This is a genomic window from Streptomyces sp. NPDC014861, assembly GCF_043081625.1.
GTDB lineage: Bacteria > Actinomycetota > Actinomycetes > Streptomycetales > Streptomycetaceae > Streptomyces.
The window spans coordinates 20,054-46,227 of record NZ_JBIBWV010000034.1; the positions used below are offsets into that span (position 1 = coordinate 20,054).

24 protein-coding genes are annotated in these 26,174 nt (G+C 73.2%); 10 read left to right on the top strand and 14 right to left on the bottom strand.

The annotated features are described in order from the left end of the window. Positions 1–176: 176 nt before the first annotated feature. Positions 177–1,115: an oxygenase MpaB family protein gene (locus ACF1BN_RS35745; RefSeq protein ID WP_392335769.1), complete on the top strand. Its 939-nt coding sequence runs from the start codon at positions 177–179 to the stop codon at positions 1,113–1,115. Next, positions 1,115–2,608, top strand: a complete 1,494-nt coding sequence (locus ACF1BN_RS35750; RefSeq protein ID WP_392335770.1) for an aldehyde dehydrogenase family protein — start codon at positions 1,115–1,117, stop codon at positions 2,606–2,608. Before ACF1BN_RS35745 ends, ACF1BN_RS35750 begins: the two co-directional genes overlap by 1 nt. Before the next feature lie 48 nt (positions 2,609–2,656). Here ACF1BN_RS35750 and ACF1BN_RS35755 read toward each other — a convergent pair whose 3' ends face one another. Continuing rightward, positions 2,657–3,274: a TetR/AcrR family transcriptional regulator gene (locus ACF1BN_RS35755; RefSeq protein WP_392335771.1), complete on the bottom strand. Its 618-nt coding sequence runs from the start codon at positions 3,272–3,274 to the stop codon at positions 2,657–2,659. Between the two features lie 154 nt (positions 3,275–3,428). On the opposite strand from ACF1BN_RS35755, the gene ACF1BN_RS35760 reads away from it, so the two are divergent. Both ACF1BN_RS35760 and ACF1BN_RS35765 read left to right on the top strand, forming a co-directional pair. Beyond that, positions 3,429–3,926 carry a DUF4334 domain-containing protein gene (locus tag ACF1BN_RS35760; RefSeq protein WP_392335772.1) on the top strand — a complete coding sequence of 166 codons (498 nt, stop codon included), beginning with the start codon at positions 3,429–3,431 and terminating at the stop codon, positions 3,924–3,926. 134 nt (positions 3,927–4,060) lie between these two features. After that, positions 4,061–5,239, top strand: coding sequence for a TetR/AcrR family transcriptional regulator (locus tag ACF1BN_RS35765; RefSeq protein ID WP_392335773.1), 1,179 nt, complete (start codon positions 4,061–4,063; stop codon positions 5,237–5,239). Between the two features lie 101 nt (positions 5,240–5,340). Here ACF1BN_RS35765 and ACF1BN_RS35770 read toward each other — a convergent pair whose 3' ends face one another. Together ACF1BN_RS35770 and puuE are read right to left on the bottom strand one after the other, a co-directional pair. Beyond that, positions 5,341–6,546: an oxygenase MpaB family protein gene (locus ACF1BN_RS35770; protein ID WP_392335774.1), complete on the bottom strand. Its 1,206-nt coding sequence runs from the start codon at positions 6,544–6,546 to the stop codon at positions 5,341–5,343. A 250-nt stretch (positions 6,547–6,796) separates the two neighbouring features. Further along, the gene (gene puuE, locus ACF1BN_RS35775) at positions 6,797–7,711 is read right to left on the bottom strand and encodes an allantoinase PuuE (protein WP_392335775.1); all 915 of its coding nucleotides are present in this window, start codon (positions 7,709–7,711) and stop codon (positions 6,797–6,799) included. A 261-nt stretch (positions 7,712–7,972) separates the two neighbouring features. Between puuE and ACF1BN_RS35780 the strand changes: the two genes are divergently transcribed. Both ACF1BN_RS35780 and ACF1BN_RS35785 read left to right on the top strand, forming a co-directional pair. Then, the gene (locus tag ACF1BN_RS35780) at positions 7,973–9,217 is read left to right on the top strand and encodes a tetratricopeptide repeat protein (protein WP_392335776.1); all 1,245 of its coding nucleotides are present in this window, start codon (positions 7,973–7,975) and stop codon (positions 9,215–9,217) included. Next, positions 9,214–10,350, top strand: a complete 1,137-nt coding sequence (locus ACF1BN_RS35785) for a polyprenyl synthetase family protein (protein ID WP_392335777.1) — start codon at positions 9,214–9,216, stop codon at positions 10,348–10,350. The genes ACF1BN_RS35780 and ACF1BN_RS35785 overlap by 4 nt, the downstream gene beginning before the upstream one ends. Positions 10,351–10,399: 49 nt before the next feature. Here ACF1BN_RS35785 and ACF1BN_RS35790 read toward each other — a convergent pair whose 3' ends face one another. Then, entirely contained in the window at positions 10,400–11,194 is a 795-nt protein-coding gene (locus ACF1BN_RS35790; protein ID WP_392335778.1) for an SDR family NAD(P)-dependent oxidoreductase, read from the bottom strand. A 166-nt stretch (positions 11,195–11,360) separates the two neighbouring features. Here ACF1BN_RS35790 and ACF1BN_RS35795 point away from each other — a divergent pair, with 166 nt between their 5' ends. Continuing rightward, a complete protein-coding gene (locus ACF1BN_RS35795; protein ID WP_392335779.1) occupies positions 11,361–12,014 on the top strand; it encodes a hypothetical protein in 654 nt (217 codons plus the stop codon). A gap of 99 nt (positions 12,015–12,113) precedes the next feature. Here ACF1BN_RS35795 and ACF1BN_RS35800 read toward each other — a convergent pair whose 3' ends face one another. The 3 genes from ACF1BN_RS35800 to ACF1BN_RS35810 form a co-directional block, all read right to left on the bottom strand. Next, the gene (locus ACF1BN_RS35800) at positions 12,114–12,644 is read right to left on the bottom strand and encodes a DUF305 domain-containing protein (RefSeq protein ID WP_392335780.1); all 531 of its coding nucleotides are present in this window, start codon (positions 12,642–12,644) and stop codon (positions 12,114–12,116) included. A gap of 11 nt (positions 12,645–12,655) precedes the next feature. Next, the gene (locus ACF1BN_RS35805) at positions 12,656–14,032 is read right to left on the bottom strand and encodes a DUF1996 domain-containing protein (RefSeq protein WP_392335781.1); all 1,377 of its coding nucleotides are present in this window, start codon (positions 14,030–14,032) and stop codon (positions 12,656–12,658) included. A 154-nt stretch (positions 14,033–14,186) separates the two neighbouring features. Continuing rightward, positions 14,187–16,304 (bottom strand): discoidin domain-containing protein, encoded by a 2,118-nt coding sequence (locus tag ACF1BN_RS35810; protein ID WP_392335782.1) that lies wholly within the window; start codon positions 16,302–16,304, stop codon positions 14,187–14,189. A gap of 339 nt (positions 16,305–16,643) precedes the next feature. Here ACF1BN_RS35810 and ACF1BN_RS35815 point away from each other — a divergent pair, with 339 nt between their 5' ends. Together ACF1BN_RS35815 and ACF1BN_RS35820 are read left to right on the top strand one after the other, a co-directional pair. Then, a complete protein-coding gene (locus ACF1BN_RS35815; RefSeq protein WP_392335783.1) occupies positions 16,644–17,636 on the top strand; it encodes a LacI family DNA-binding transcriptional regulator in 993 nt (330 codons plus the stop codon). A 328-nt stretch (positions 17,637–17,964) separates the two neighbouring features. Then, positions 17,965–19,269 carry a flavin-containing monooxygenase gene (locus ACF1BN_RS35820; protein WP_392335784.1) on the top strand — a complete coding sequence of 435 codons (1,305 nt, stop codon included), beginning with the start codon at positions 17,965–17,967 and terminating at the stop codon, positions 19,267–19,269. Between the two features lie 119 nt (positions 19,270–19,388). Here the strand turns inward: ACF1BN_RS35820 and ACF1BN_RS35825 are convergent, their stop codons facing one another. From ACF1BN_RS35825 to ACF1BN_RS35850, 6 genes are all read right to left on the bottom strand, one after another. Beyond that, positions 19,389–20,504, bottom strand: a complete 1,116-nt coding sequence (locus tag ACF1BN_RS35825; RefSeq protein ID WP_392335785.1) for a tryptophan dimethylallyltransferase family protein — start codon at positions 20,502–20,504, stop codon at positions 19,389–19,391. Between the two features lie 225 nt (positions 20,505–20,729). Further along, complete coding sequence (locus tag ACF1BN_RS35830) at positions 20,730–22,091, bottom strand: cytochrome P450 (protein WP_392335786.1); 1,362 nt, start codon at positions 22,089–22,091, stop codon at positions 20,730–20,732. A gap of 5 nt (positions 22,092–22,096) precedes the next feature. Then, positions 22,097–22,699, bottom strand: a complete 603-nt coding sequence (locus ACF1BN_RS35835; RefSeq protein WP_392335787.1) for an ATP/GTP-binding protein — start codon at positions 22,697–22,699, stop codon at positions 22,097–22,099. Next, positions 22,674–23,051: a DUF742 domain-containing protein gene (locus ACF1BN_RS35840; protein ID WP_392335788.1), complete on the bottom strand. Its 378-nt coding sequence runs from the start codon at positions 23,049–23,051 to the stop codon at positions 22,674–22,676. The genes ACF1BN_RS35835 and ACF1BN_RS35840 overlap by 26 nt, the downstream gene beginning before the upstream one ends. After that, positions 23,048–23,449: a roadblock/LC7 domain-containing protein gene (locus ACF1BN_RS35845; RefSeq protein WP_376602127.1), complete on the bottom strand. Its 402-nt coding sequence runs from the start codon at positions 23,447–23,449 to the stop codon at positions 23,048–23,050. Before ACF1BN_RS35845 ends, ACF1BN_RS35840 begins: the two co-directional genes overlap by 4 nt. Next, positions 23,446–24,630 carry a sensor histidine kinase gene (locus ACF1BN_RS35850; protein ID WP_392335789.1) on the bottom strand — a complete coding sequence of 395 codons (1,185 nt, stop codon included), beginning with the start codon at positions 24,628–24,630 and terminating at the stop codon, positions 23,446–23,448. The genes ACF1BN_RS35845 and ACF1BN_RS35850 overlap by 4 nt, the downstream gene beginning before the upstream one ends. 438 nt (positions 24,631–25,068) lie before the next feature. Between ACF1BN_RS35850 and ACF1BN_RS35855 the strand changes: the two genes are divergently transcribed. After that, positions 25,069–25,290: a hypothetical protein gene (locus tag ACF1BN_RS35855; protein ID WP_392335790.1), complete on the top strand. Its 222-nt coding sequence runs from the start codon at positions 25,069–25,071 to the stop codon at positions 25,288–25,290. Between the two features lie 125 nt (positions 25,291–25,415). On the opposite strand, the gene ACF1BN_RS35860 is transcribed toward ACF1BN_RS35855, so the two are convergent. After that, complete coding sequence (locus ACF1BN_RS35860; RefSeq protein ID WP_392335791.1) at positions 25,416–26,024, bottom strand: dihydrofolate reductase family protein; 609 nt, start codon at positions 26,022–26,024, stop codon at positions 25,416–25,418. Between the last annotated feature and the right edge of the window lie 150 nt (positions 26,025–26,174).

Here is a 26,174-nt window from a genome sequence, read left to right on the forward strand (position 1 = left end):
CTCCAGGAGTCCGCCGACTCCCGCACGGCCCGCACCTCCGGGGTCCCCGCCGCCCGCGACCCGCGCGGCACCGTGTGACGGCCCCGCGCTCCGATGTCGCCCCCGCTCCACGCCCCTTCCCCACGTTCACTCGCACCGCGCGCCGGCGGCGGCGGTGCCGACAGGAGGGACCACCCATGGGCCGCTACAGTCGGCTCCGCCGCATCCGGCGGATGGACCCGCGACAGGACCACGAGCTGATCTTCCGGTGGATCACCCAGTACGAGTTCCCCCGCGACTACCTGCACGGCACCTCGATCGCCTTCCTCCGCGACTACGGCGTCCCGCGCGTCTCCCGCCTCCTGGACCGGACCCAGGAGTTCGAGCGGGCCGGCCAGAAGCGCTACGACGACACGGTGCTGCTCGCCTACGAGCTGGTCCGCGAAGGGATGGACTCGGAGCATGGCCGGGCGGCCGCCCGGCACCTCAACCGCATCCACGGGCGCTACCGCATCCCCAACGAGGACTTCCTCTACGTCCTCGCCACCACGGTGGTGGGACCGAAGCGGTGGATCGACCGGTACGGCTGGCGGCGCCTGTCCCGGCAGGAGACCGAGACCCTGGCACTGGTGGGACGGCGGATGGGCGAGATGATGGGCATCTCCGGTGTGCCCGACACGTACGCCGCCTTCGAGCGCCTCCACGACGCCTACGAGCGCGAGATGTTCGCGTACGACCCCGCCAACCGCAGGGTCGCGGCGGCCACCCTGCGGGTCATGGCCTCCTGGTATCCGGCCCCGCTGCGGCGGGTGGCGTCCCGGATCGTGCTCGCCGTGCTGGACGAACCACTGCTGGAGGCCCTCGGCTTCCGCCCGCAGCCGCGCCCGCTGCGGGCCGTGGTCCACCGTGCCTTCCGTGTCCGGGCCGCGCTGATCCGGCTGTTGCCCGGCCGGCCGGAGTGGCTGCCCCGCAAGCCCGTGGCGCGGACCTACCCCTTCGGCTGGACCCTCGACGACCTGGGCCCCCACTGGGCGCACTCCCGCGCGCCGGAACCCCTCGGGGACGAGTCCCCGCCGTCCCTCGCCCCGCCCCCCGTACCGCCTTCCACGGCGCACGCCTTCCGTCAGGAGCCCTGATGACCGACACCACCGCGACCGCCGCGGTCTTCGCCGTCCACTCCCCCGCGACCGGCGAGCCGATCGCCGAGCACACGGTGGCCGGCCCCGAGGAGGTCTCCCGCGCCGTGGAGCGGGCCAGGACCGTCCAGGCGGGGTGGGCGGCGCTGCCGGCCGCCCGGCGCCGCGACCACCTGCTGCGGTGGAAGAAGGCGCTCGCCACCGAACTCGACGCGGTCGCGGCCGTGATCGCCGAGGAGACCGGCAAACCCGCCGGGGACGCGGCGCTGGAGGTCGTGCTCACCCTGGAGCACCTGGCCTGGGCCGCCCGCAACGCCGGGCGCGTGCTGCGTCGGCGGAAGGTGGGCACCGGCCTCTTCACCCTCCACCAGCGGGCCTCCCTGGTGCACCGGCCGCTGGGGGTGGTCGGAGTGATCGGCCCCTGGAACTACCCGCTGTACACGCCCATGGGTTCCCTCGGCTACGCCCTGGCGGCGGGCAACGCCGTGGTCTTCAAACCGTCCGAACTGACGCCGGGCACCGGGGTCCTGCTGGCCCGGCTCTTCGACGGCGCCGTGCCCGAGCACGCGGGACTGCTCACCACCATCACCGGTCCGGCGTCCACCGGGGACGCCCTGGCCCGGTCGGGGGTCGACAAACTGGCCTTCACCGGTTCGCCGGGGACCGCCCGCAAGGTGATGGAGGTCTGCGCGCGGACCCTGACGCCGTTCCTCGCCGAGTGCGGCGGGAAGGACGCGGTGATCGTCACCGCGGACGCCGACCTGGACGCCGCCGCCGACGCGATCGTGTGGGGCGCCCTGAGCAACGCCGGGCAGACCTGCGCGGGGGTGGAGCGCGTCTACGCCGTACGGGAGGTCCACGCGGCACTGTGCGAGCGGGTCGTGGAGCGGGCGGGGGCACTGCGCCCGGGCACCGGGGCGGACTCCCCGTACGGCCCGATGACGCTGCCGGCACAGCTCGCGGTCGTCGAGCGGCACGTGACCGGGGCGGTCGGGCAGGGAGCGCGGGCCCTGTTGGGCGGGCCGGACTCGGTGCGCGCGCCGTTCGTCTCGCCGGTGGTGCTCACCGGGGTGCCGGAGGACGCGGAGGCGATGACGGAGGAGACCTTCGGGCCCGTGCTGGTGATCAATCCGGTGGCCGACGCGGACGAGGCCGTGGCCCGGGCCAACGCCTCCCGCTACGCCCTGGGGGCGGCGGTGTTCTGCGGTGACGCGCGGACCGGTGCGCGGATCGCGGCGCGGCTGCGCGCGGGCGCGGTGTCGGTGAACTCGGTGCTGGGCTTCGCGGCGGTGCCGGCGCTGCCGTTCGGCGGCTCGCGGGAGTCCGGCTTCGGGCGGATCCACGGCGAGGAGGGGCTGCGGGCCTTCAGCTCCGTCCAGTCGATGACGGTGCAGCGGTTCGCCCCGCCGCTCTCCCTGACGTCGTTCACGGCACCGGCCGCGGCCCGGGAACGCGCGGTCCGGCTGGCCCGGTCCCTGCACCGGCGCCGCTGAGCGGCCCACGGGCCCGTCCCGCCCCGCCCGTCGGGGCGGGCGGCCGGGTCAGGCGTGCAGGAGCGGGGCCAGATAGCGGCGGGCGAAGGCGCGCGCCTGCTCCTCGTCGTCCATCGCGACGCAGCCGGCCGGATTGAGCAGGAAGGACACGGCGACGCGCACCATCAGTTCGGCGAGCGGGCGGGGGTCCTCCTCTGGGCGGCCCTCGGCCTTCCGCGCGCGGCTCAGGTGGACGGCCAGGTAGTCGACGGTCGAGGCGAGCGTGGAGCTGCCCCGTACGGTGAGGTGGGGCAGGACCAGTTCGGGTTCGAGGCGCAACAGCCCCCCGAAGAGCGGGTGGACCCGGGTGTGGCGCAGCGCGACGGCGAACCCCTCGACGACCCGGTCCTCCATCGTCGGCAGCGGCGCGACCGTCGCGTCCAGCAGCTGGTGGAACCGCGTGAGTTCACGGAGCAGCGTGGCCTCGACGAGCCTGTCCTTGCTCCGGAAGCGCCGGAAGACGGTGACGCGGGAGACCCCGGCGCGCTTGGCCACGTCGTCCACGGAGGAGCGGCGCAGACCCAGCAGGGTGAACTGCTCCAGGGCGGCGTCGAGAATTCTCAGCGCCGTGCGGTCCTCCGCCTCCACCCGGACGGCTCCCCCGGGATGGTCCGTGTCAGAGCTCATGACGCTCACGATACCGGCGCCTCGCGCCCGTGCCGCCGAACCCGACCCCGCCCCAAACCGGCATCCGCATCCGCACCCGCACTCGCACTCGCACTCGCACTCGCACCGACACCGACACCGACACCGACACCGACACCGACGAGAGGACATCCGCATGGACCTGCACGAGGCCCGCGCCCGGTTCCGTAAGCTCCAGGAGCTCGGGGAGGAGGACGGGCCGGTCGCCCCGGCCGAGCTCGACGCGATCTGGGCCGCGCTGACCGCCGTCCGCCCCGAGGACGTCCTCGGGGCGTGGAAGGGCGGCGAGTTCCGCACCGGCCATCCCCTGAACGGCACGCTGGCGAAGGCCGGCTGGTACGGCAAGACGTTCGTGTCCCCGCACGACGCCAAGCCTCTGATCTGCCGGGACGCCGAGGGGGCGTTCTACTCCGACCGCGCGCTCGGCAAGGGCGAGGCCAGCCTGTGGAGCGTCGAGTTCCGCGGGGAGACGACGGCGACCATGGTCTACGACGGGCAGCCGGTCCTCGACCACTTCAAGCGGGTCGACGACACCACCCTGATGGGGATCATGAACGGCAAGGGGGTACCGGCCGACGGCCCCTTCTTCTACTTCTTCCTCGAACGCGCCCCGGAGGCCGACGACGACGTCTGAGCCGCCCACGGCACCGGGCGCCGGCCGTCCGCCCGCGAGGACGGCGACCGCCTTCCGCCGGCGGGGACGGGCAGGTGACGGGGGTGCGGCGGAAGGTCCCCTGCCGTCCGGGGGCGTGTGATTCACTGATCGGCATGGTTCCCGCCGCCCCGTCCGCCCGCCCCGTACCGGCCACCCGGCCGCGCAACCGCAGACAGCTCATCCTCGACGCGGCCGGCCGGGTGTTCAGCGAGCGCGGCTACCACGCGGCCTCCATGGAGGAGGTCGCCGTCGGCGTCGGCATCACCGCGACCGCGCTGTACCGGCACTTCCCGAACAAGTACGCGCTGTTCGCCGAGTGCGCCGACGTCATGGTGGACGGGCTGGTCGAGGCCCTCGACGAGGTGGCGCCCGAGGCGTCGGCGGCCGAGGTCCTGACCGCCGCCGCCCGGATCACGGTCGCCCATCGCGCGTCGGGCGGGGTGTACCGGTGGGAGGCGCGGTACCTCAACCGCGAGGACCGCCGACGGCTCGGGGTGAAGTTCGACCGCCTCGTGGAGCGGGTGGACTCCGCCGTGCAGAAGGAGCACCCGCTGCCCGACGGGCGGCTGCGGGCGACGGCGGCCCTCGGCGCGATCGGGTCCATCACCATGCACCACACCTCCATCGCCCCCCGGCGGGCCGAGGAGCTGCTGGTGGCGTCCGCGCTCCGGGTGGCCGCGACCGACCCGGCGGCGGGGACGGGTGACGCGCCGGCCGTCGCGCTGCCCGTACGGCCGGTGCCGCGCACCCGCCGCGAGGAGATCCTGGCGGCCTCCGTCCCGCTGTTCGCCCGGGACGGGTTCACCAGCGTCACGAACGGGCAGATCGCGGAAGCGGTGGGGCTGACGCCGTCCGCGCTCTACCGCCACTACCCCGGAAAGATCGACATCCTGTCCGCGGCCTGCCTCCAGGCGGCGGAGCTGCTGTCCCAGGGCGTGGAGCGGAGCCTCCACGGGGTGACGGACCCGCGGGAGGCCGTCGTCGCGCTCGCGGCGACCTACGTGGCCTACAGCTTCGAGTACACCGATCTCAACAGCGTCGCCGAGGCCGAGCTCCCCGGCCTTCCCGAAGGGCTGCGGGGGCCCCTGGTCCTCGCCCAGCGACGGCACGTCGGCGTGTGGGAGCAGCAGCTGCGCCTGGTCCGCCCGGAACTGGACTCGCGCCAGGCCAGGGCGCTGGCGCACGCCGCGTTCGGCGTGGTGGTGGAGGCGGGCCGCCATCTGCGGTGGCGGGACGGCCCCGCCGAGCGGGCGGCCACGACCGGCCTGGCCATGGCCGCGCTGGGCCTCTGAACCCCCGGCCGGACGGCAGCGGAAGGGTCCCCGGCCGGGCTCGGCGGAAGGGGGTCCCCGGCCGGGCGTCCGCTGGAGGGGCGGACCCGGGTGGGCGGGCCTCAGGCCGCCCTGTTCCCCGTGGGGATCGTGATGGGGGTCGTCTTTCCCGAGGAGCCCTTGTTGAGGAAGAGCATGGCCAGGGCCCGCACGAACTGGTCGAACATGTAGAAGCTCTTCGGCATGATCGGCGACAGGCCTTCGCGGAAGAGGATGAAGGCCGGCCAGGCGGTGCGGACCAGCGCCGCCGCGGCGTAGTCGCGCCGCAGTCCCAGCCAGTCGCCCACCTGGTCGCTGAGGACGTAGCGCACGAACTCGTTGAGGAAGCCGCGGGTGACGCCCAGGTCGATCTGGGCGGTCAGGCCGAGCAGGTCCTCGGCCAGGGCGATGCCCTCGGTCGACGGTGTGAGGATCGGGGTGAGGACCTGCGCCGACTGCCGCTCCGCCTCCGCCCAGGTGCGGGGGATGTGCTCGACGGGCACGCCGAGGAGGTGCATCGCGACCTGCCAGGAGTGCAGGAACGCCTCCTGGTCGGCGGCCGGGAAGGGTATCCGCCAGTCCCGCAGCTTCCGGTACACGTACGTGCCCAGGCTGTGGAAGGTGACGAGGATGTCGGCGGCGCTGATCGGGACGGTCTCGTCGGCCACCGCCCGCCAGTGCGGCGACTGCGGGAGGAGGTGGCGGACGGCGGCGTGCACCACGCGCGTCTTGTTGGCCGTGACGACGAACTGCCCCGAGGGTTCGAAGGCGTTCAGCTCCGCCAGGTCGTAGCCGAAGGTGAAGGTCTTGGCCGCGCGGTCCTGCATGTCCGCGCCGCCGGCGGACCAGTAGACGCTCTTGGCCTCGCGGGGGATGACGGTGCTCATGATGCCGCTGCCGAGCCCGTACAGCATGAAGAGGTACGTGTCCCGGCGGCGGTTGAAGTCGGCGGCGCGGGCGAGCTTGGCCGGGTCGGCCCAGGAGGGCAGCCTGTTGACCCGCCCCAGGTGGGCGGCGAACTCGGGCGGCAGGCCGGCGGGCAGCGGGTCGTCGTTGTTCACCCAGGACGCCCAGGTGGCGTTGATCCCCGGCACCTTGCCCTGTTCGAGCATCGCGGCCATCAGCGGGTCCGCCGCCTCGTCCCAGATCCACTCGGGGCCGGTGCCCGCGGCGGCCCCGCCCGTCGCCGCCGGGCCCGTCGCGGCCCACGCCTGGAGGGGGTTCGCCGCGCTCACGAGGCCGAGGGCCACACCGAGCGACAGCGCCTTTCGCCTGCTGAGGTTGTCCATTGACTTACCTGCTTCCCTGAGGGATCGGAGGATTCGAGATGCCGTGGTGGACTTACCGTTCGAGCGGCACGCGTGCAGCGGACCCCCGTCACGCGCATGTGATTTTCGATTAACATAGCGAGGTGCTCCCGCCTCGGCAATGGGCATGACACAGGGCTTCTCGACCTTCGTGCGCCGACCTCGTCAATCCCCCGGGGGCCGCTGTCCCCACGCCCGGTCCCACGGTCGTCCCCTCCGGAACCCGCCGGGTTCAGGACAGCGGCGACGGCGGGTGCGTGGCCAGCCAGTGCCGGGCGATCTGCTCACGCGTGGCGCACCACGCCCCGCCCCGCCCGGCCACGTGCCGCAGGAAGGCGTCCAGCGCCCGGATCCGGCCCGGCCGGCCGATGATCCGGCCGTGCAGACCGACGCTCATCATGCGGGGCCGCTCCGCCCCCTCCGCGTGCAGCGCGTCGAAGGTGTCCACGAGGTAAGCGAGCATGTCGTCCGCGGTCGTGAAGCCGTGCACGAGGAGGAACTTGAAGTCGTTCGCGTCGAGGCTGTACGGCACCACGAGGTGCGGGCGGCCCGCCGCCTCGACGTAGAAGGGGAGGTCGTCCGCGTAGTCGTCGGAGTCGTAGAGGAACGTGCCCTCCCCTGCGACGAGGCGCCGCGTCGCCTCGCTCGTCCGGCCCGTGTACCAGCCGACCGGCCGTCGGCCCACCAGCCGCCGGATCGTCGCGACCGTCCGCGCGACGTCGGCGCGTTCGACCTCCTCCGGGACCTCGCGGTAGTCGGTCCAGCGCCAGCCGTGCCCCGCCACCTCCCAGCCGGCCTCGGCCATCGCGCGGGCCGCCGCCGGATTGCGCTCCAGCGCCTGGCCGACGGCGTGCACGGTCACGGGCGTCCGGTGGGCCACGAGCGTCCGGTGCACCCGCCAGAAGCCGGCCCGCGCGCCGTACGCGAACATCGACTCCACGTTGAGGTCGCGGCCGCCGGCCACCGGCGACGCCCCGACGATCTCGTGCAGGAAGGCCTCCGAGGAGGCGTCGCCGTCCAGGACGCTGTGCTCGCCGCCCTCCTCGTAGTTGAGGACGAGACTGACGGCGACGCGGGCCCCGCCGGGCCACGCGGCACGGGGTGGCACGGCGCCGTAGCCGACGAGATCGCGCGGGTGCTCGGACACGGGCGGCACGCTACCCGTACGCGGACCGTCGTCCGCGCGACGCGCTGCGCGTCCCCGCGGGCCCCACGCGCACGGACGCGCCGGACCCCTCCCGTACATCTCACTGAGGAGGCCGAGTCCCCGCGGGTAGTACCGGAGACGGACCCCGTCCCCGCACGGGGACGGACATTGCCCCCGTCGCGGAACCCCCGCCCGCCGACGCCGTCTTGACCCCCGCACCGGCTTGATCGTCGAGCCGGCGGAAGACAGAAGGAGGACCCGATGACGGGTCGGACCGGCACACGGCCGGCGCGGGCGTCCGCGCCCGAGTACCAGGGGGCCCTGGGCTCCCTGTCGGTGAACGCCTCCCTCCCGGAGGTGCTGGACGAGGCCCTGCGGGGGGTCCGCGCGGCCGAGCGGTCCGGAGACCTCCACGAGGTGGCCCGCTGCCGGCTGGCCGTCGCGGAGGCGTGCCGGAGGCTCGGGCGGATCGAAGAGGCCGACCGGGCGTGGAAGGCGAGCTACCGGGCGGCCCGTACCGCCGGCCACGAAGGGGCCATGGCCTGGGCGCTGTGGAGCGGCGGGACGCTGGCCCGGCAGCGCGGCGCCTTCCGGCTGGCGTACCGGCTGCTGAAGCTGGCGTCCGAGGCGGGCGAGCGGGGCGGTGACGTCGTCGCCCGGGGCTACTCGCTGGCCGGCCTCGCCGAGACCGGGCGCATCCAGGGCGACTACGACGCCGTGGCCCGCCTGCACGAGCAGCTGCTGACGGAGGCGCGCCGGCGCGGCGAGGCCCGGCACACCGTCTGGGCGCTGGAGGGCATCGCCCAGATGCACCGGAACACCGGGCGCTTCGACGAGGCCCTGGCCCTCTTCGAGGAGGCGGCGGAGACCGCGTCGCGCGCCGAGGACCGGCGCGGCTGGGCCTGGGCCCTGAGGGGCATCGCCGACGTGGTGTCCGTGCGCGACGGGGACGTCGAGCGCGCCCTCGCCCTGCTGTCGCGGGCCGAGGAGGCCTGCCGCGAGATACGGCTGCGCGGCGCGCTCGCGTACAACCACAAGATGCGCGGCAACGTCCTGTACCGCGCGGGCCGGTACGAGCAGGCCCGCGAGCAGTACGCGCGCGCCCTCGGCGAGTTCCGCTCGATGGACGAGCCGCGGGGCACCGCCCTGGCGCGCCTCGGACTCGTCAAGGCCGAGGCGCGCCTCGGCGGCGACGCCGCCGGCACCGTCGCCGGGCTGACGGCGCTGCGCTCGTCGCTGGAGCGCATCGGGCTGCTCCACGCGCGGGAGCTGGTGGACGGGGCCGCCGCCGAACTGGGTGTCGGACCGCTGCCGGAGCCCGCCGGGCACGGGCCCGCGGCGGACGGTCCGGCCCTGCCGGACGTCGGGACCGAGGCCCTGCGGACGGCCGACCCCGAGGGGCTTCGGACAGCCGACCCGGAGGGCGCGCGAACGGCCGACCCCGGGGAGCCGCGGGCGGCCGACCCGGAGAGTGGGCGGGCGGACGGTCCGGAGGACTCGCGATGAGCGCCCGGCCGACAGCCTCGGCCCCGGTCCGCCCGACGGCCGGGCCGGACGGCGTCCGGGGGGCGGAGGCGAGGGGCGGGCCGGGGCGCTCCCCCGGTCGCGAGGGCTCGACGCCCGGCGTCCTGCGGCGGTGCCGCGCCCTGGTCAGGCCCGCGCTGGTGGAGGCGGTCGGCCGACTGCACCCCTGGACCGGTGAGATGGCGGCGTACGCCCTCGGCTGGGCCGGACCGGACGGGACGCCGGACCCCGCCGGATCCGAGGGCAAGGGGGTGCGTCAGGCCCTCGCCGTGCTCGGGGCGGAGGCCGTCGGGGCGGACCCGGCCGACGGGGTCCCGGGCGCCGTGGCCGTCGAACTCGTCCACACCTTCTCCCTGCTCCACGACGACATCATGGACGCCGACGCCCTGCGCAGAAGGCGTCCGGCCGTCTGGACGGCCTACGGCACGGGTCCCGCCGTCCTGGCCGGGGACGCGCTGCTCGCCCAGGCGGTGACGGGGCTCGCCGAGGTCCGCGGCGACCGCGCGTCGGCCGCGGTCCGCCGTCTCTGCGGCACCTTGAACGCGCTCGTCGCCGGGCAGGCGGAGGACCTGCGCTTCGAGGAGCGGCCCTGGCTCGGGCCCGGAGCGGTCGAGCCGGAGCGGTACCGGTCGATGGCCGAGCACAAGACGGGCGCCCTGCTGGGCTGCGCGCTCGCCCTCGGGGCGGTCCTCGGAGGTGCACCGGAGCCGACCGTGGCCGCGCTCGACCGCGCCGGCCGCGAGCTCGGCCTCGCGTTCCAGGCGATCGACGACGTCCTCGGCATCTGGGGCGACCCGGAGAGGACCGGCAAGCCCGTCCACGCGGACCTGCGCCGGGGGAAGAAGACCTACCCGGTCCTCGCCGCCCTGGCCCGCGGAGGGCCCGCGGCGCGGGAACTCGCGGCACTGCTCGCCTCGCCCCGGGCGATCGACGACGCGACGGCCGCCCGCCTCGCCGCGCTCGTCGAGACGGCCGGAGGCCGCGCCGCGGCCCACGAGGAGGCGCACCGCCGGCTGGACGCCGCGCGCCGCGCCCTGCGCGCCGTGCCGCTGGTCCCCGCCCCCGCACGGGAGCTGGACGAGCTGTGCACCGACCTGCTGGAGCGCGCCCGGTGAGCCCCTCGTCCGGGGCGGGGCCCGCCTCGGGACCCGCCCCGGACGAGGCTCACGGCAGGATCGAGTCGACGTACCCGCCGTCGACCCTCAGGGCACCCCCGGTGGTGGCGGAGGCGTGGTCGGACGCCAGGTAGACGACCATGGCGGCGATCTCCTCCGGCTCGATCAGGCGTTGCAGCAGCGACTGGGGGCGGTGCTCGCGCATGAAGACCCGCTGGGCCTCGTCCCAGGGCAGGGAGCGGTCGACCAGCTCGTACACGAAGTCCTCGACCCCGCCGGTGCGGGTGGGCCCCGCGATGACGGAGTTCACGGTGACGCCGCTGCCCGCCGCCTGCTTGGCGAAGCCACGTGTGACGGCCAGCAGGGCGGTCTTGGTCATCCCGTAGTGGATCATCTCCGCGGGGATCACCACGGCCGAGTCGCTCGCGATGTTCAGCACCCGGCCCCAGCCGCGTTCGCCCATGCCGGGGAGGTGGTGGCGGATCAGCCGCACGGCGGCCAGCACGTTCACCTCGAAGTAGCGCCGCCACTCGTCGTCGTCGATGGTCAGCGGGTCGGCCTCCCCGAAGATGCCGAGGTTGTTCACGAGGACGTCCACCCGGGGCAGCGCCTCCGCGGCGCGCCGGGCTCCCTCCTCGCTCGCGACGTCGGCGACGACGGGGACCAGCTCCGCGTCGGGCACCTCGGCCCGGATCCCCGCGATCGCGCGTTCCACCCGCTCCTCACCGCGCCCGTTCACCCCCACGCGGGCGCCCGCACGCGCCAGGCCGGTGGCGATCGCGGCGCCGATGCCCTGCGTGGAACCGGTGACCAGAGCGGTCCGTCCTGTCAGATCGACGAGCATGGGAGGGCCTTCCTGCGGATCGGGGGACTGCCTTCTGCCGTGTACCCGGTCCGTGTACCCGGTCCGCGGCCGGCGGCATCAGAAACCGCCCGTCTCGCCCAAGGCCCCCGCGCTCGGGGCGGTCCCCCGTCCGCGGGTCCCGCGACCGCCCTCGTACGGTGGGGTCATGACGATCAATCGTCCCGGGCTGCCCGGGGACCTTCCGCCCGCCGAGACGCTGTGGGCCCGCTGGGCGCTGGTGGCCGCCGTGCACACGACCGCCGCCGTGGAGAGCCGGCCGAGCGTCCACCGCACCGGCCACTGGATCGAGGACGACGGTCTCCACCGGGACGACGGCGGCTGCACCTGGTGGGTGATGTCGCGCGCGGGGGACGGCCGTTACGTCCTGTACGGCGAGGACGAGTCCAGCGGGACGCGCCGGCACCGGCCGCCGGTCGACGTCCTCGCCGGCGGCCCCGCGTGGCTTCCGTGGGAGGAGCTGGAGGACCGCAGGTCCGGCGGCGAACTCGGCTGCGTCTACTGGTACGAGGACGGCGCCTGGTCCCGCGCCCCCTACCCGGAGGATCTGGGCGACGACGGCCTCGACTGCGGGATGGCCGAACTGGCCGACCGGACGCAGACGGCCCGCCTGCTGGTGGAGCGGCTCGCCCCGGTGGAGGGCGGGCCCGACATCGAGGCTCTTCTCGCCGAGGCGGAGGCCGGCCCGCTGCGGGACGTGGGGGCGCTGCTGGCACGGCTGCGCGACCCGGACGGCGGGGAGCCGGAACCGGACGTCGTCGCCCGCGCCCTCACCCGCGCCGGCCTGGCGGGCACGCCGTAGTTCTCCGCGATCCGCGCCACCGGGCGAACTTCCGGCCGACCGCCGCACGTCCCGCCGCGCCCGTGCCGCTCGGTCGACGGCGGGACGTGCCGTGTCCGGTCATGGTTCGGGCCGGTGCGTCGTGCCGAGCCGGCCGAGTTCCTCGGCGGCGGTCCGTCCGAGAGTGTCGGCCAGCTCCTTCGCCTCCTTCGCGCTTCCGGAGACCTGTTCGTTCGCGCAGAGCGTGCCGGCTTGCGCGAAGTGGGCCCGGAGGCTGTCGACGAGGATCCGTTCGAACGCTGCGCCTGTCGCCGCCCTCGCTTCGGCGAGGGTGCCGAGGCTGACCATGCCGGGCATGTCGTGGCCCTCGTGGGGGCGGGTGTCGGGGACTCCCGCGAGGTCCAGCAGAGCCCGCAGTCGCCCCTCTTCCTCCCGCAGCCGCGTTCCCGTCCGGGCGGCCAGCTCCGCGAGGGCGGGATCCGCCGTGCGTGAGGGGGCCAGGCCGGTGAGCAGGCGGGCCCGTTCGTTCATGGGGATCATCAGCTGGATCCACGCGGTGTCGGTGGCGTTGAAGGCCGCCGCCCGCGGCGGTCCGGTCACCGGCTGCGGGGTGCAGCCGGTGACGAGGAGCGCCGCGAGCAGGGCCCACACCGTCCGGAGGGTCAGAAGGTGCCGGCGGAGTTGCACTTGGCGCTCTGCACGATGCAGTCCTTCACCCGCCGGCCGAGCTCCGCGTTGTCCCAGGCGTTGAAGAAGTCGCCGTGGATGGAGGACGCCATGCCGGAGGACAGGGAGAATCCGGCGGCGTTCCCGGAGGTCGGGTAGCTGATGACGAAGGAGACGGACGGGATGGCGACGGGGTGGTCGCCGCCGCACGCGCCGCTGTAGGTGAAGGCGACGTGGGACTTGTGGTCCGGGCTGTCGAGGTGCTTGCCGTCCCAGCAGTCGGGGAAGACCAGCTGGTGGACGAGCTTGGCGGTCGGTGCGCAGATCGGCCAGTTGCCGTCGGCGCTGCGGCCGATCTCGCCTCCCTCTCCGGCGCAGAAGAACTGGTTGGCCGAGCCTGCGGGGGTGGGGACCTGGGACTTGGCGTTTCCGGCGATCATGCGGAAGCCCTGGGGGAAGGGGACCGTCGCGGCGGGGTCGGGCAGCCTGGAGCCGTAGTAGACGATCATGCCGTCGCTCTCGACGGCCCTGCCGTCCTGGTAGAGGGTGGGGACCCAGTAGGCCGACAGGTCCTTCGCCGGGGCGCAGCTGGTGCCGGGGTTGGCCAGCAGGCTCTGGGTCGTGGTGTGCGCGTCGGTGCTCCTGTTGCCGAAGAAGCTGTGCATGTGGGAGGCGCCGGGCAGGCCGGGGGCGACGATCGGGTCGTCGGGGGCGGAGTGGCTGTAGGCGCAGGTGGCGTTGAACTCGGGGACCCGTACGTTGCCCGCAGGGACGGGGGCGGGGGTCATGGCGCGGAACTGGGCCAGCTGGGTGTCCCATGCGGCCTGGTCGATCGCGACCCAGCCGGGCCCGCCGCCCGTGGCGCCGTCGCTGAAGGAGAACCAGTTGATGTTGACGAAGTCGCCGGGTGCGGTGCCGCGCACGACGGCGAACAGCGTCTGCGGGCCGGTGGGGTGGGTGGCGACGGTGGCGGTCCGGGTCGTCCAGCTCTGCCATCCACCGGTCTGGGTGACGGCGAAGGTGGCGAGCAGGGGGCCGGTGGCCGAGCCGGTGCGCAGTTCGACGGTGCCCGGCCCGCCGGTGGCGGAGGCGATGCGGGCCGAGGCGGTGAGCGGGCCCGAGGCGCCGAGGTCGACGCCGTCGAAGCGCATCCAGTCGCCGTCGGCGAGGTAGGCGGCGTTCTGGCCGCCGCCGGTGTCGGCGGTCGCCTCGACGGTGACGCCGGACTGCGCCGCGTAGGACTCGGCCTGGACGACGAGGGTGGCGGCCCACGCGGGCCGGCTGGTGAGCGTGAGGCTGAGGGCGGCGGCCAGGACGAGGGCCAGTCCACCCGCTATCAGGGTGCCGAGGCGGATCGGTGGATGTCTGTGCACGGCTGTTCCTCTCGTGTCACGGCTGAGGGGGGAAGAGGAGGTGCGGGAGCTCTGGCCGGTCGCGGACGCGTCGGGGGCCAGGGTGTGCGGGGTCGGCGGGGCCGCCTCCGGTGTCCGCGGCGGCCCCGGCGGATTCCCCGGTCGATGGCGGCGGCTACTGGTAGACGCGTACGTAGTCGACGAGCATCCTGGCGGGGAAGGGGGTGGTGGTGTCGGTGGGGCCGGGCCAGTCGCCGCCGACCGCGAGGTTGAGGATCATGTAGTGCGGGTGGTCGAAGATCCAGGGGCCGCGGGTCCGCTCGATCTCCTCCTTGTCGAGGGTGAGGACCGTCCGTCCGTCGAGGCTGTAGACGATGCCCTTGCTGGTCCAGTCGGCGGCCCAGGTGTGGAAGTCGTCGGAGAAGTCGGCGTCCTGGGGAAGCCTGTACGGTGCTCCGATGCCGCCGGCGCCGTTGTAGGCGGGTGCGTGGACGGTGGAGTACGAGGTCTTCACGTCCTTGCCGAGGACCTCCATGATGTCGATCTCGCCGTTGTACGGCCACGGCCGGCCGCTCAGGAAGTCGCCGCCCATCATCCAGAAGGCGGGCCACAGGCCGTTGCCCTTGGGGACCTTGACGCGGGCCTCGACCCGGCCGTAGGTGAACTGGAACGTGGATCCGGTGTTCATGCGGGCCGAGGTGTACTGGCAGGTGGTGCTGCCGGTCAGCGGGTCGGGCGGGCAGCCCTTGCCGGGGGTGGCCTGCTTGCGGGCCTCCAGGACGAGGTGGCCGGCTCCGTCGAGCGCGGCGTTGTCGTGGTCGGTGTAGTACTGCAGCTCGGCGTTCTGACCGGTGCCCGGGTCGGCCTTCCACTTGGCCGGGTCGGGCTTTCCTCCGGCGGCGCCGTCGAACTCGTCGCTCCACACGAGCCGCGGCGGGTTCGCGGGGTCCTGCGGGAGCGGCGGGGCCGGGTTCGGGGCGCCGCCGGTGCCGTACACCTGGAACTCCCACAGGGAGTAGCCGTAGGCGGTGGCCCGCTCGGTGCCGTACATGCGGACGTGGCGGCCGGTGCCGGAGACGGCGAGGGTCTGCTTGAAGCCGGCCCCGGTCGTGGTGGAGTAGATCGGGGTCCAGTCGGTGCCGTTGTCGGAGACCTGGATCTGGAAGGACCTGGCGTGGGCGGGGTCCCACTGGAGGACGACCTTCTCGATCTTCGCGGGGGCGCCGAGGTCGACCGCGATCCAGGCGGGGTCGGTCCAGCCGGTGGTGGAGCTGGTCGCCCAGCGGGAGGCGGGGTCGCGGTCGAAGGCACGGGCGGGGGTGCATTCCCAGCAGTTCTGGTCGCTCTGCGAGGAGGACGCGGAGCCGGGCCGGCCGTAGGAGAGCAGGGTGCCGCCGGTGTTCCCGCCGTCGGTGCCGGTGGTGCGGACGGCGAAGGTCCACAGCGAGTAGCCGTAGGCGGTGGCGCGTTCGGTCGCGGCCATGCGCACGTGGCGCCCGGTGCCGGAGACGGTGAGGTCCTGCGTCCCGCCGGCGCCCGACGTCGTCTCGTACAGGGTCCGCCAGGACGAGGCGTCGTCGGAGACCTGCACGCGGAACGACCTGGCGAAGGCCGCCTCCCATGCGAGGGTCACGCCGCAGATCTCGCGTACGGCTCCGAGGTCGACCTGGATCCACTGGGCGTCGGCGAAGGCGCTGGACCAGCGGGTGCCGGCGTCGCCGTCCACCGCGTTGCCCGCGGTGAGGGCGCCCTCGCTGCTGGACGCCGTGGCGTTCCTGCCTCGGGCGGCGTCGGTGCCGCCGCAGCCGGCGCCCGCGGTGCCGTGGACCTGGAACTCCCACAGGGAGTAGCCGTAGGCGGTGGCGCGTTCGGTCGCGGCCATGCGCACGTAGCGCCCGGTGCCGGAGACGGGGAGGTTCTGGACGCCGCCCGTGCCCGACGCCGTCTGGTGGAGCGTGGTCCAGGTGGTGGCGTCGGTGGAGACCTCGATGCGGAAGGTCTTCGCGTACGCGGCCTCCCAGCGGAGCGTGACCTGGCTGATGGTGGCGTTCGCGCCCAGGTCGACCTGGATCCACTGGGAGTCGGTGAAGGCGCTGGACCAGCGGGTGCCGGTGTCGCCGTCGACGGCGGCGGCCGGGGCGAAGGCGCCCTCGCTGCTGGAGGCGGTGACGTTCTTGCCCTGGGACAGCGGGACTTCCGCGGCGCGGGCGGAGGTGGAAGGAACGGTGGCGAAGGTGAGCAGGGTGGCCACGACGGCGACAAGCAGACCGACGCGGCGGAGCAGCGGACGCACGGCGTCTCCTCGGGTGGGAAGGGTCAGGGAGCGCTCCCTGAGGGGTGAGAATGGGCCGGTCCGCATGGGCTGTCAAGGCTCCGGTTTACTTGCCCGACACATCGATGACGCCGTAACTGCCTTTCCGGGAGCGGTTTCTGAGTGCCTGTTCGGTGCGGATGGGGGCCTCTGACCGGGGTGAAGATGCCCGGCGGACGGCGGAGCGGGGAGCGTCCGTACGAAGACGAGGCCGCCTGCGCGGGCCCGTTGACATGGGCGGGGCCGGCGTTCATTCTCGCCAGAGAACGCTCCCTGAGCGCTCCCCGGTGGTTCTGGCACCTTCGATCGAAATGGACGTCGATGAAACGGCCCACGCTGGAAGTGGTCGCTGCTCGCGCGGGTGTGTCGAAGTCGAGCGTCTCGCGGGTCGTCAACGGTGAGACGACCGTCGCCCCGCAGATCCGCGAGGTCGTGATGCGGGCCGTCCGCGAACTGGGCTACGTGCCCAACGCGGCCGCCCGGAATCTCGTCACCCGCCGCACGGACGCCGTGGCCGTCGTCGTCGCCGATCCGCCCCAGGGAGTGGTCTCCGACGATCCCCTGTTCGCCACCGTCGTGCGCGCCGTCAGCAGGGAGCTGGAGGCCGCCGGCAAGCAGGTCGTGCTGATGCTCGCGGAGTCCGACCGCAGCCGGGCCCGGGTCGAGGCGTACGTGGCCGGCGGGCATGTGGACGGCGTCATGCTCGTCGCCCTGCACGGTACGGACCCGCTGCCGGCCGCCCTGGCCCGGACGGGCATGCCGATGGCCTCGTTCAACCGCACGTCCGTACCGGACGTGCCGTACGCCGGGGTCGACAACAGCGGCGGCGCCGCGCTCGCCGTGCGGCATCTGCTGGAGCGCGGACGGCGCCGGATCGCCGCGATCACGGGGCCCCTGGACCTGTTCGAGGCCCGGGAGCGACTGGAGGGCTACCGCGAGGCGCTGCGGGGAACCGGCCGGCGGTCGATCGTCGCGCTCGGCGACTTCACCCGGGCGTCGGGCGCCGAGGCCATGCGGCAGCTCCTCGACGACGATCCGGCGCTCGACGCGGTCTTCGCGTCCAACGACCTGATGGCGATCGGGGCCCTGCGCACGCTGCGGGAGGCGGGCCGCCGGGTGCCCGAGGACGTGGCCGTCGTCGGTTTCGACGACATCGAGGCGGCGGCGTACACCGCCCCGGCGCTGACCTCCGTGCGCAGCCCCATGGCCGACCAGGCGATCGCCACGGTCCACCTGCTCCTCGGCCTCATCGAGGGCGGCCCCATGACACCGGTGGTCATCCCGAACGAACTCGTCGTCCGCGAGTCGACCTGATCACACCGCACGGGCACGTCGTCCGCGAGCAGGCCTGATCGCATCAGCACGAACTCGCCGTCCGCGAATCGACCTGATCACACCGGCATGAGCACGTCCGTCCGCGAGCCGACCCCGAACCCGCACCACCTCGGCCGGCCGGCTCAGCCGGGCGTAGCCTCACACCGGGGCCAGGGCCACCGACGGCCCGAACCGGCCGGTCGGCGCGCGGCTCGGTGGGGTGCCGGCGGTGTGACAGGCGCCTCGCGGTGTTGCGCGTGTGAGGCGGGGGGCTGATGGGAAGTGAAGGATCGTTCGAGTGGAGAGTGTTCGTTCTGTGGGGGAAACCTTGAGTGTGTGCGTGATCGGTGCGGGGCTGTCGGGGCTGGCGACCGCGCGCGCTCTGGCGGCCGCGGGGATCGACTTCGTCTGCCTCGAGCGGGCGGGCGATGTCGGCGGGATCTGGCGGCAGCCGGGAGCCGGTGAGCCGGGACCCGGGTACCGGTCGCTGCATCTGAACACCGCGAAGCAGCTCACGGGGTACACCGAGTTCCCGATGCCGGACACGTACCCCCTCTATCCGCGGCACAGCGAGGTCGCGGCCTATCTGCGGTCCTTCGCGGAATGGGCGGGGGTGCTCGACCGGATCGAGTTCGGCGTCGAGGTCGTGACGGTGCGGCAGGAGGGTGGCGATCCGTCGTGGACGGTCGTCAGCCGAGGGGCGGACGGGACGCTGGAGTCGCGGCGGTTCGCGCATGTCGTCGTCGCCTCGGGGCACAACACGGTGCCGACGCTGCCGAAGCCGGCGCCGCCGGGTGCCGACGGCTTCGCCGGCCGGATCCTGCATTCCGTCGACTACCAGGACGGGGCGGACTTCGCCGGACAGCGCGTCGTCGTCGTGGGTCTCGGCGCGTCGGCGGTGGACATCGCCACGGACCTCTCCCGGCACGCCGCCCGTACCGTGCTCTCGGTGCGGCGGGGACTGCACATCGTCCCCAAGCAGCTCTACGGCATGTCGGTCGACGAGATGGCCGAGGTGCCGTGGTTCACCGCCATGTCCCTGCCCGAGCAGATCGAGTTCGCCGAGCGGGCCCTCCAGGTCGCGCGGGGCAGCCTGTCCGACTACGGACTGCCCGAGCCTGACCACCCGCTCTTCTCCTCCCCCGTGACCATCTCGGACGAGATCCTCAGCCGGATACGCCACGGCGCGGTGCACCCGCGGCCGGGGATCGCGCACCTCGACGGCAGGCGGGTGGTCTTCACCGACGGGACCTCGGAGGAGGCCGACGCGATCGTCTACTGCACCGGCTACGAGATGGACTTCCCGTTCCTGCCCGAGGAGTGCCCGGTCGGCCCGGGCGGGTCGGTCGAGCTGTACCGGCGCGTCGTCGCTCCCCGTCGGCCCGGTCTGTACTTCGTCGGCCTGGTCCGGCCGATGGGCGCGATCACCCGGCTCGTGGAGGCCCAGACGCACTGGGTCGCGCGCATCATCGCCGGCGAGGTCGTGCTGCCGGACGCGGACGCGATGCGCGAGGAGGTCGACGCGTACCTGAGCGGCATCGCGAAGCGCTACGGCACGGCGGAGGGCGGCACCTCCATACAGGTCGACGTCGGTCCCTACCTCAAGGAGATGCGGGGACTCCAGGCCGTGTGACCCGTGCGAGGGCCTGTCGTCGGAGCCGGTCCGTGACCGACTGCGGCGACGGGGCCCCGGTGGAGGTCCACCGGGGCCCCGTCGTCCAGTCGTGCGGTCGTGCGGTCGTGCGGTCGTGGCTAGACGCCCGCCGCCGCGCGGCGCCGCAGCTTCGCCGGCGGTCTGACGGCGTAGGCCTCGGAAGACAGGTACGCGGTCACCCGGGGCGGATGGCCCTGCTGGTGGACGAGCGCGAGATAGGCGATGAGGCCCACTCCGTCCTCGGGCCGCCGCGGGGTGAGGGCGGGCAGCGAACGGATCAGCGGGAGGGGGTCCATGCCGTGGCTCCGCAGGACGTCCACCGCCCGGTCGAGGACCTCGCCGTCGTCGCGGGCGTAGTCGCGGACCGGGATGTGGAGGGTGAAGCCACTGGGACGGCCGGTCTCCGTCTCGGTGAAGGAGTGGCAGGACAGGCCCGGCCTGCGGAGGAGGTTGTCGGTGGCGGCGGTGGCCCGGAAGAAGTCCTGGATCTCCGCCGGACCGGGGCCGGAGCCGGTACGGGACAGGCCGCCCGCGTCGGTGACCGAGAGGTCGAGATGCCGGGTGTAGACCTTCACCCGCGGCGTCTCCCACCGGCCCAGGTCCAGGGCGAGGAAGGGGTGGCCGTCGGCCGACGGCAGTGCCTTGTACGCCTCTCTGTGCCCGAGTCTTCGCAGGGCCTTCCGCAGCGTCTTGGCGGAACGTTTCTTCCCTGACGCGGCTGGGTTCAGATACACCTTGACCTTGGGCACGCCGCCGGGCACCAGTTCCAGGGCGATCCAGAGCGCCAGCGGACCCTTCGGCTGGGCGGGGAGGAAGAGGTCCTCGATCTCGTCGAGCCGCTCGGTGGAGAAGTCCCAGCGCCGGGCCATGGCGCGGACGGCCTCCAGACCGATCCGGCCGTTCTCGGCACGGGAGTCGGCGCCGCAGCCCGGCTCGATCAGCACGCGCAGCGACGGGGCGCGGCCGGGGCTGAAGGAGAGCGAGTACTCGACGGGCGTGTGGTCGTCCGAGAGGAAGGTCCGCGTCGGGGGAGGCAGGGCCAGCGACCGCTCGGCGGACGGGCCCAGCGCCTCGACCAGGGTGCGCGCGTACGTCTCCGTGTCGGCCGCGGAGAGACCGACGACCTCGCACAGCCGTACCAACTGGGCGCGGGTGAGGGCACCGAGCGTGCCGGGCCCCGGGTCCGGGGAGATGCCGAGCGTCGAACCGGCCACCGGCACTCCGGCGGGAGCCTCGGGTACGCAAGAAGATACCCGCCCACGAGGGCGGGTATCCCGGTGCGCACCGTCCTGGGACGGTGGCTCCTCCACAGCGGTGTCGGTGGATATGTGGTCCACGACATCTCCTCTACCTCATACGCAACTTCGGTGACGAGTCGATCACTACCCTGGCGATCGAATAGTCATGCGGAATGAGACAGACTACGGGCCCCTTGTCGATCAGCTGGTGAGCCAGGACAGGAACTGGCTCCAGCGGCCCTTCCGTTCTTCCTTGCCCTCGCCGCCGGTCCGGTCGCCGGCCTGCGCGCCGGACGCCGTGCCGCCCGGGTCGGGCCGCGTGTCGCCGCGTCCGGACCCCGGGACGGGGGTGAACTTGGCGGGCAGCGTGGCCAGAGCGCGGTTGAAGGGGCCCGGACGCCAGATCAGGCTGTCCTCCGGCACGGCGAGTTCGACGTCCGGCAGCCGGTTGAGCAGGTGCTCGATGGCCGTGACGGTGATGTGCCGGGCCGGCTCCTTCGACGGGCAGCCGTGCAGGCCCGCGCTCCACGCCAGGTGCGAGCGGTTGCTGCCGGAGGAGCGGGCGGCCGTGAGGGCCGGGCTCGAGTTGGCAGCGGCGAAGCTCACCAGCAACAGGTCACCCGCCTGCACCTTCTCCCCCCCGAACTCCATGTCGTGGGCCGGGTAGTGGGGCGCATAGTTCGACATCGGCGGGTTGTCCCACAGCGTGTCGTCGAGCGCCTCGTCGATCAGTCCGCCGCCGTCGGCGTAGCGGTCGTCGGTGAGCAGCCGGTGCAGGGTGTTGCCCAGCAGGTTGCGCAGCGGTTCGGCGCCCGCGCCGAGGAGGAGGGCGAGCTGGTGGACCATCTCCTCGTCGCTCAGCTTGGCGTGGTGCTGCATCAGCCAGGAGGTGACGTCGTCGCCCGGCCGGCTCCGCTTGAGAGTGACGAGTTCCTGCACGGCCCCGAACAGCACGGCGGTGGCCTTCTCGGCGTTCACGCCGTCGAACATGCCCGTGATGCCGAAGAGCACCCGGTCGCCGATGCCGGCCGGGCAGCCGAAGAGTTCGTTGAAGACGAACAGCGGGAGCTGCTTGGCGTAGTCGCCGAGCAGGTCGGCCGACCCGCGGGAGCCGAACTGGGAGATCAGGTAGTCCGAGATCCGCTCGGTGTTCCGGGCCAGCCGCTGCGTGTCGATCCGGGCCATGCTGTCCGTGATCGCCTGGCGCAGCCGCAGGTGCTCGCCGCCGTCGCTGAACATGGCGTTCTGCCGGTAGGCGAGGAGGGGCACGACGGGGCTGTCCTGCGGGACCCGGCCCTCGTTGAAGTCCCGCCACAGACGCGCGTCCTTGCGGAAGGACGCGGGGTCCTGGAGCAGCTGGAGCGCGGTGGCGTAGTCGGTGACGAGGGTGGCGTCGACCCCGGGGGCGAGCTCCACGGGCGCGGTGGGCCCGTAGTGGCGCATGTACGCGTAGTACGCCTGCGGGTCCGCGGCGAACTCCGGTCCGTGCAGCGGGATCCGGGCGCCCGAGGCGTGGGCGGGGCAGCCGGGCGGGGGCACCGGGGCGGGGGTGTGGGTGTCCATGGCGGCTACTGCTCCTGTCGTGCGCGGTCCAGCAGGAAGCGGACCAGGGTGGTGAGTGCGCCGGCGGACGACTGCTCGTCGCGCGCGTCGCAGGTGACGACGGGGGTGTCGTCGAGCAGGTCCAGCGCCTCGCGCAGCGCCGCCTCGTCCCGCAGGGGCGTGCCGTCGAAGTGGTTGACGGCGATGGCGTATTCCAGCCCGTACTGCTCGATGAGGTCGATGACCCCGAAGGAGTCCGCGAGCCGCTCGGGGTCGACGAGGACCAGCGCGCCGAGGGCGCCGCGGGCGAGGTCCTCCCACATCTGCACGAACCGCTGCTGGCCGGGGGTGCCGAACAGGTAGAGCACGATGCGGTCGCTGATGGTCAGCCGGCCGAAGTCCATGGCCACCGTGGTGGTGGTCTTGCTCCGGACGCCCTTGAGGTCGTCGACGTGCTCGGCGGCCTGCGTCATCCGCTCTTCGGTGGTCAGCGGCTCGATCTCGGAGATGGCGCCGATGAACGTGGTCTTGCCCACCGCGAAGTGCCCGACGACGAGGATCTTCACCGGGATCTGCGAGGCGCCGTCGCGGACGTAGTCGTGCTTACCCAAACTTGGCGCGGAGACCATTCAGCACCTCCTCCAGGATCTCCCGGTCGGCGAGGGCGGCTCGGCGCACCGGGGAGCGGGTGATGAGGTAGCCGCCCTCGGTCAGGGCGGCGAGGAGGATCTTCACCACGCCGAGGGGCAGCCGAGTGTGGCCGGCGATCTCGGCGACCGACAGGTAGCCGGCGGCGCAGATGTCGATCAGCCGCTGCTCCTCGGGGGAGAGCCGGGTGGGGCGCTGGCCCTCCTCCGGTGCCGCCGTCACCAGCGTGATCAGGGAGAGCTGCTCCTCGTCGGGCAGGCCGCGGCCCTTGGTGATGACGTACGGCCGGACCAGCTCGGCGGTCTCCGGCTCCCACTCCTCGCGTCCCGTCATGAGCGGGTGCCGAGGTTCTCGCGCGGCGGCGTCATGAGGACCTTGCCGAGCTGGCCCACGAGCTGCTGCATCCGGAAGGTGATGTCCGCCATGTCGACGTCCGGGGACGCGGAGAGGCCGAGGTAGGCGCCCTCACCGGCGGAGATCAGGAACACCCAGCCGCCGTCGAACTCGACGAGGGTCTGCCGCCACCGGGCGCCCGGGTCCTCGCAGAAGAAGGCGAGCGAGCGGCTCAGCGACTGCACACCGCTCATCGCGGCCGCGACACGGTCGGCGTTGTCCTTGCCGTAGCCGTTCGACCTGGCCATCAGCAGGCCGTCGGCGGATATCAGGACCGCGTGCAGCGCACCGGGAATCTCCAGGGCGCTGTCGAGCATCCATGACAGATCGTCGTTCACGAGACCTCATGTCCTTCGCTGCTTGCACGAGATGTGCCGCTCGCGCCGTCCGGTGCCTCCGGGAAGGAGGCCCGGCCGGACTCCGTGCCTCGCTGGAAGGCACCCATGATCGCCGCCGCTTCGGCGTCGGAGCGGCTCGGAGCCTGCGCGGGGGTGTTGCTGGGCACGATGGCCATCGGCCGCTTGCGGCGCCGCTTCGGCAGGCCGTCGGCGGTCGCGGAGGCCGAGGAGGGCGAGGGGTGCGACAGCACGGCTTCGGGACCGCCCGGGTTCGGGGTGCTGGGAGTGATCACGGGCGGTGCCGCGGGCTTCTGCACCGGCACGCTGGTGAGCAGCTCGTGCGGCAGCAGGACGACCGCGCGGACTCCGCCGTACGGGGAGGAGGAGTCGACGGACACCTCGAAGCCGAAGCGCTCGGCAAGGACGCCGATCACCGCGAAGCCGAACTGCGGCGGGTTGCCCAGTCCGGAGACGCCGTTGACGCGGTCGCTGGTGAGCAGCCGCTCGGCGCGCGCCCGCTCCTCGTCGCTCATGCCGACGCCGGCGTCGTCGACGACGATGCAGACGCCCTTGGGGACGGTGCGGGTGTTGATCTCGACGACGGTGTCCGGGCTGGAGTAGCTGGTGGCGTTGTCGAGGAGCTCGGCGAGCGCGAGCGCCACCGGTTCGACGACCCGGCTGGTGAGGCCGAAGTCGACGCGCGAGAGGATCTCCACGCGCCGGAAGTGCCGGACACGGCCCTGGGCGCTGCGGATCACGTCGTAGACGGACGCCACGTCGCGGTGGCGGCCGAGCCAGCCGTCGCACAGGACGGCGATGGACTGCGCGCGCCGGCCGAACTGCGAGTTGGTGTGGTCGATCTCGAGCAGGTCCTGGAGCATGGCGGACTCGCCGTACTTGCTCTGCAGTCGCGAGACGACGAGCTGCTGCTCGGCGGCGAGGCCCTGGAGCGTCCGCATCGCGGACTTCAGGACCGTCTTGGTCGCCTCCTCGGCCTGCTCCTGCGCCGTCTCGACGGACTGCGTGTAGTGGTTCTCCAGGTCGGAGTAGTGGTTCCGGAGCCCGTCGATCTGCTGCTTCAAAGCCTTGGCCGACCTGCGCTGGCGCACGATCACGGCGATGGCGGCAGGAACGAGGACCAACAGAGCCCACAGCGCCGGGTTCTGTATGTATTCCGTCATAAGACTCTCTTCAGGCGGCCGATGGCCAGTAACTGAATTCCGGTCGATGCGGTGCCCCGGCGAACCGTCCGCATCGGAAGACCTGCGCGGAACACCTCTGAGGTCGGAGGTGTCGAACTGCGCTCATCCACCCGCCCTGCTTGCGCCAAGATCGTACCACTGTGCGATTACATGACTGTCCGTCAATAGACAGGGTGACCAGACAAGTCGGATGGTACGGGGCGGGTTCCCGGCGCGCGGAGCCGGCGCTTCCGGCCGAAAACCCGTCGAGGGTGGCCCTTCACCCCAGGTCACGGGCACAGGTGGCCGATCCGGGCGGCATCCCGCCAATCTCGTTCGATTCCGGAACCGACGGGGCTCCGCCCGGACCGCGCCGCCGACATTCGGAATATGATCTTCCGAAAGCGGCCACGGCGGTCGTGCAAGGAGGGCCCAGGCATGGACGACCGCACCGACCCGACGCCCTCACGGTTCCTGCGCCTCGTCCTGCGCGCGGACGCCCTCGCGACGTCCAGGATCGGGATCCTGACGCTGATCCCCCTCCTGCTCGTCCTGGTCGGCACCGACACCGTCGTGGGCCACGTCGCCGCAGGCGCCCTCTTCGCCGCGCTGGTGGCCGTCGGGGTGGTCGGACGCCGGTGGGACCGACCGACGTCCTGACCGCGACGCCCCGGTGCGACGTCTCCGCGTGGGGGCGGTGCGGTGCGCGGCACGGCTTCCAGCCCCGGGCGAACGGCGTTCCCGCCCCGCGTGAACGGCGGCGACGTCGCGCGGGGGCGGCGACGTCACGCCGGGGCGGCGCCCAGCGGAGGGTGATCGAGCACGCGGGGCTTGTACTCGACCAGCTGGATCCGGCCGTCGAAGGTGCGGTGCTCGACCATCTCCAGGGCGACGTCCGGGTAGCCGTCGTAGATGCGCTCCTCGCCCGTGGCCCCGGTGATCACCGGGAACATCACGACCCGGAAGCGGTCGACGAGTCCGGCGCGCAGCAGGGACCGGGACAGGCTGAGGCTGCCGATCGTGCTGAGGAGCCCCGGGCCATCCGCCTTCATGGCCCGGACCGCGTCGACCGCGTCCTCACGGACGAGCGTGGCGTTCTCCCAGGTCAGCGGCGCTTCGAGCGAGGAGGAGAAGACCACCTTCGTGGCTCGCGTGAGCTCGTCGACGGACGCCTCCTCCTCCGGCCTGAACTCGTCCTGTCCGTCCGGGACCTGACCAGCGGCGAAGCCCGACATCAGACGGTAGGTGTTGGCTCCCATCAGATAGGTGGCCTCGGGCTGCTCGCCGAGCCACGCGAGGTACTCCGGGCCCTCCAGGCCCCAGAAGCCGGGCCATCCCTCACCCGACGCGTAGCCGTCGAGGGAGGTGATGAAGTCGACGAGAAGCTCCGACATGGCGGTGTCCTTTCCTGCGGTGTCACGAGCTTGGACCGGCCGGGAGCCGCGCACTCGTCCGCCGCGCTGTGAGGTACCGAAAAATCCGCCGGTCCGTGGCGCCTCGCCGCTCGGGGCGGTCGCGCCGCGCGCCGGCGAGACGCCGTCCCG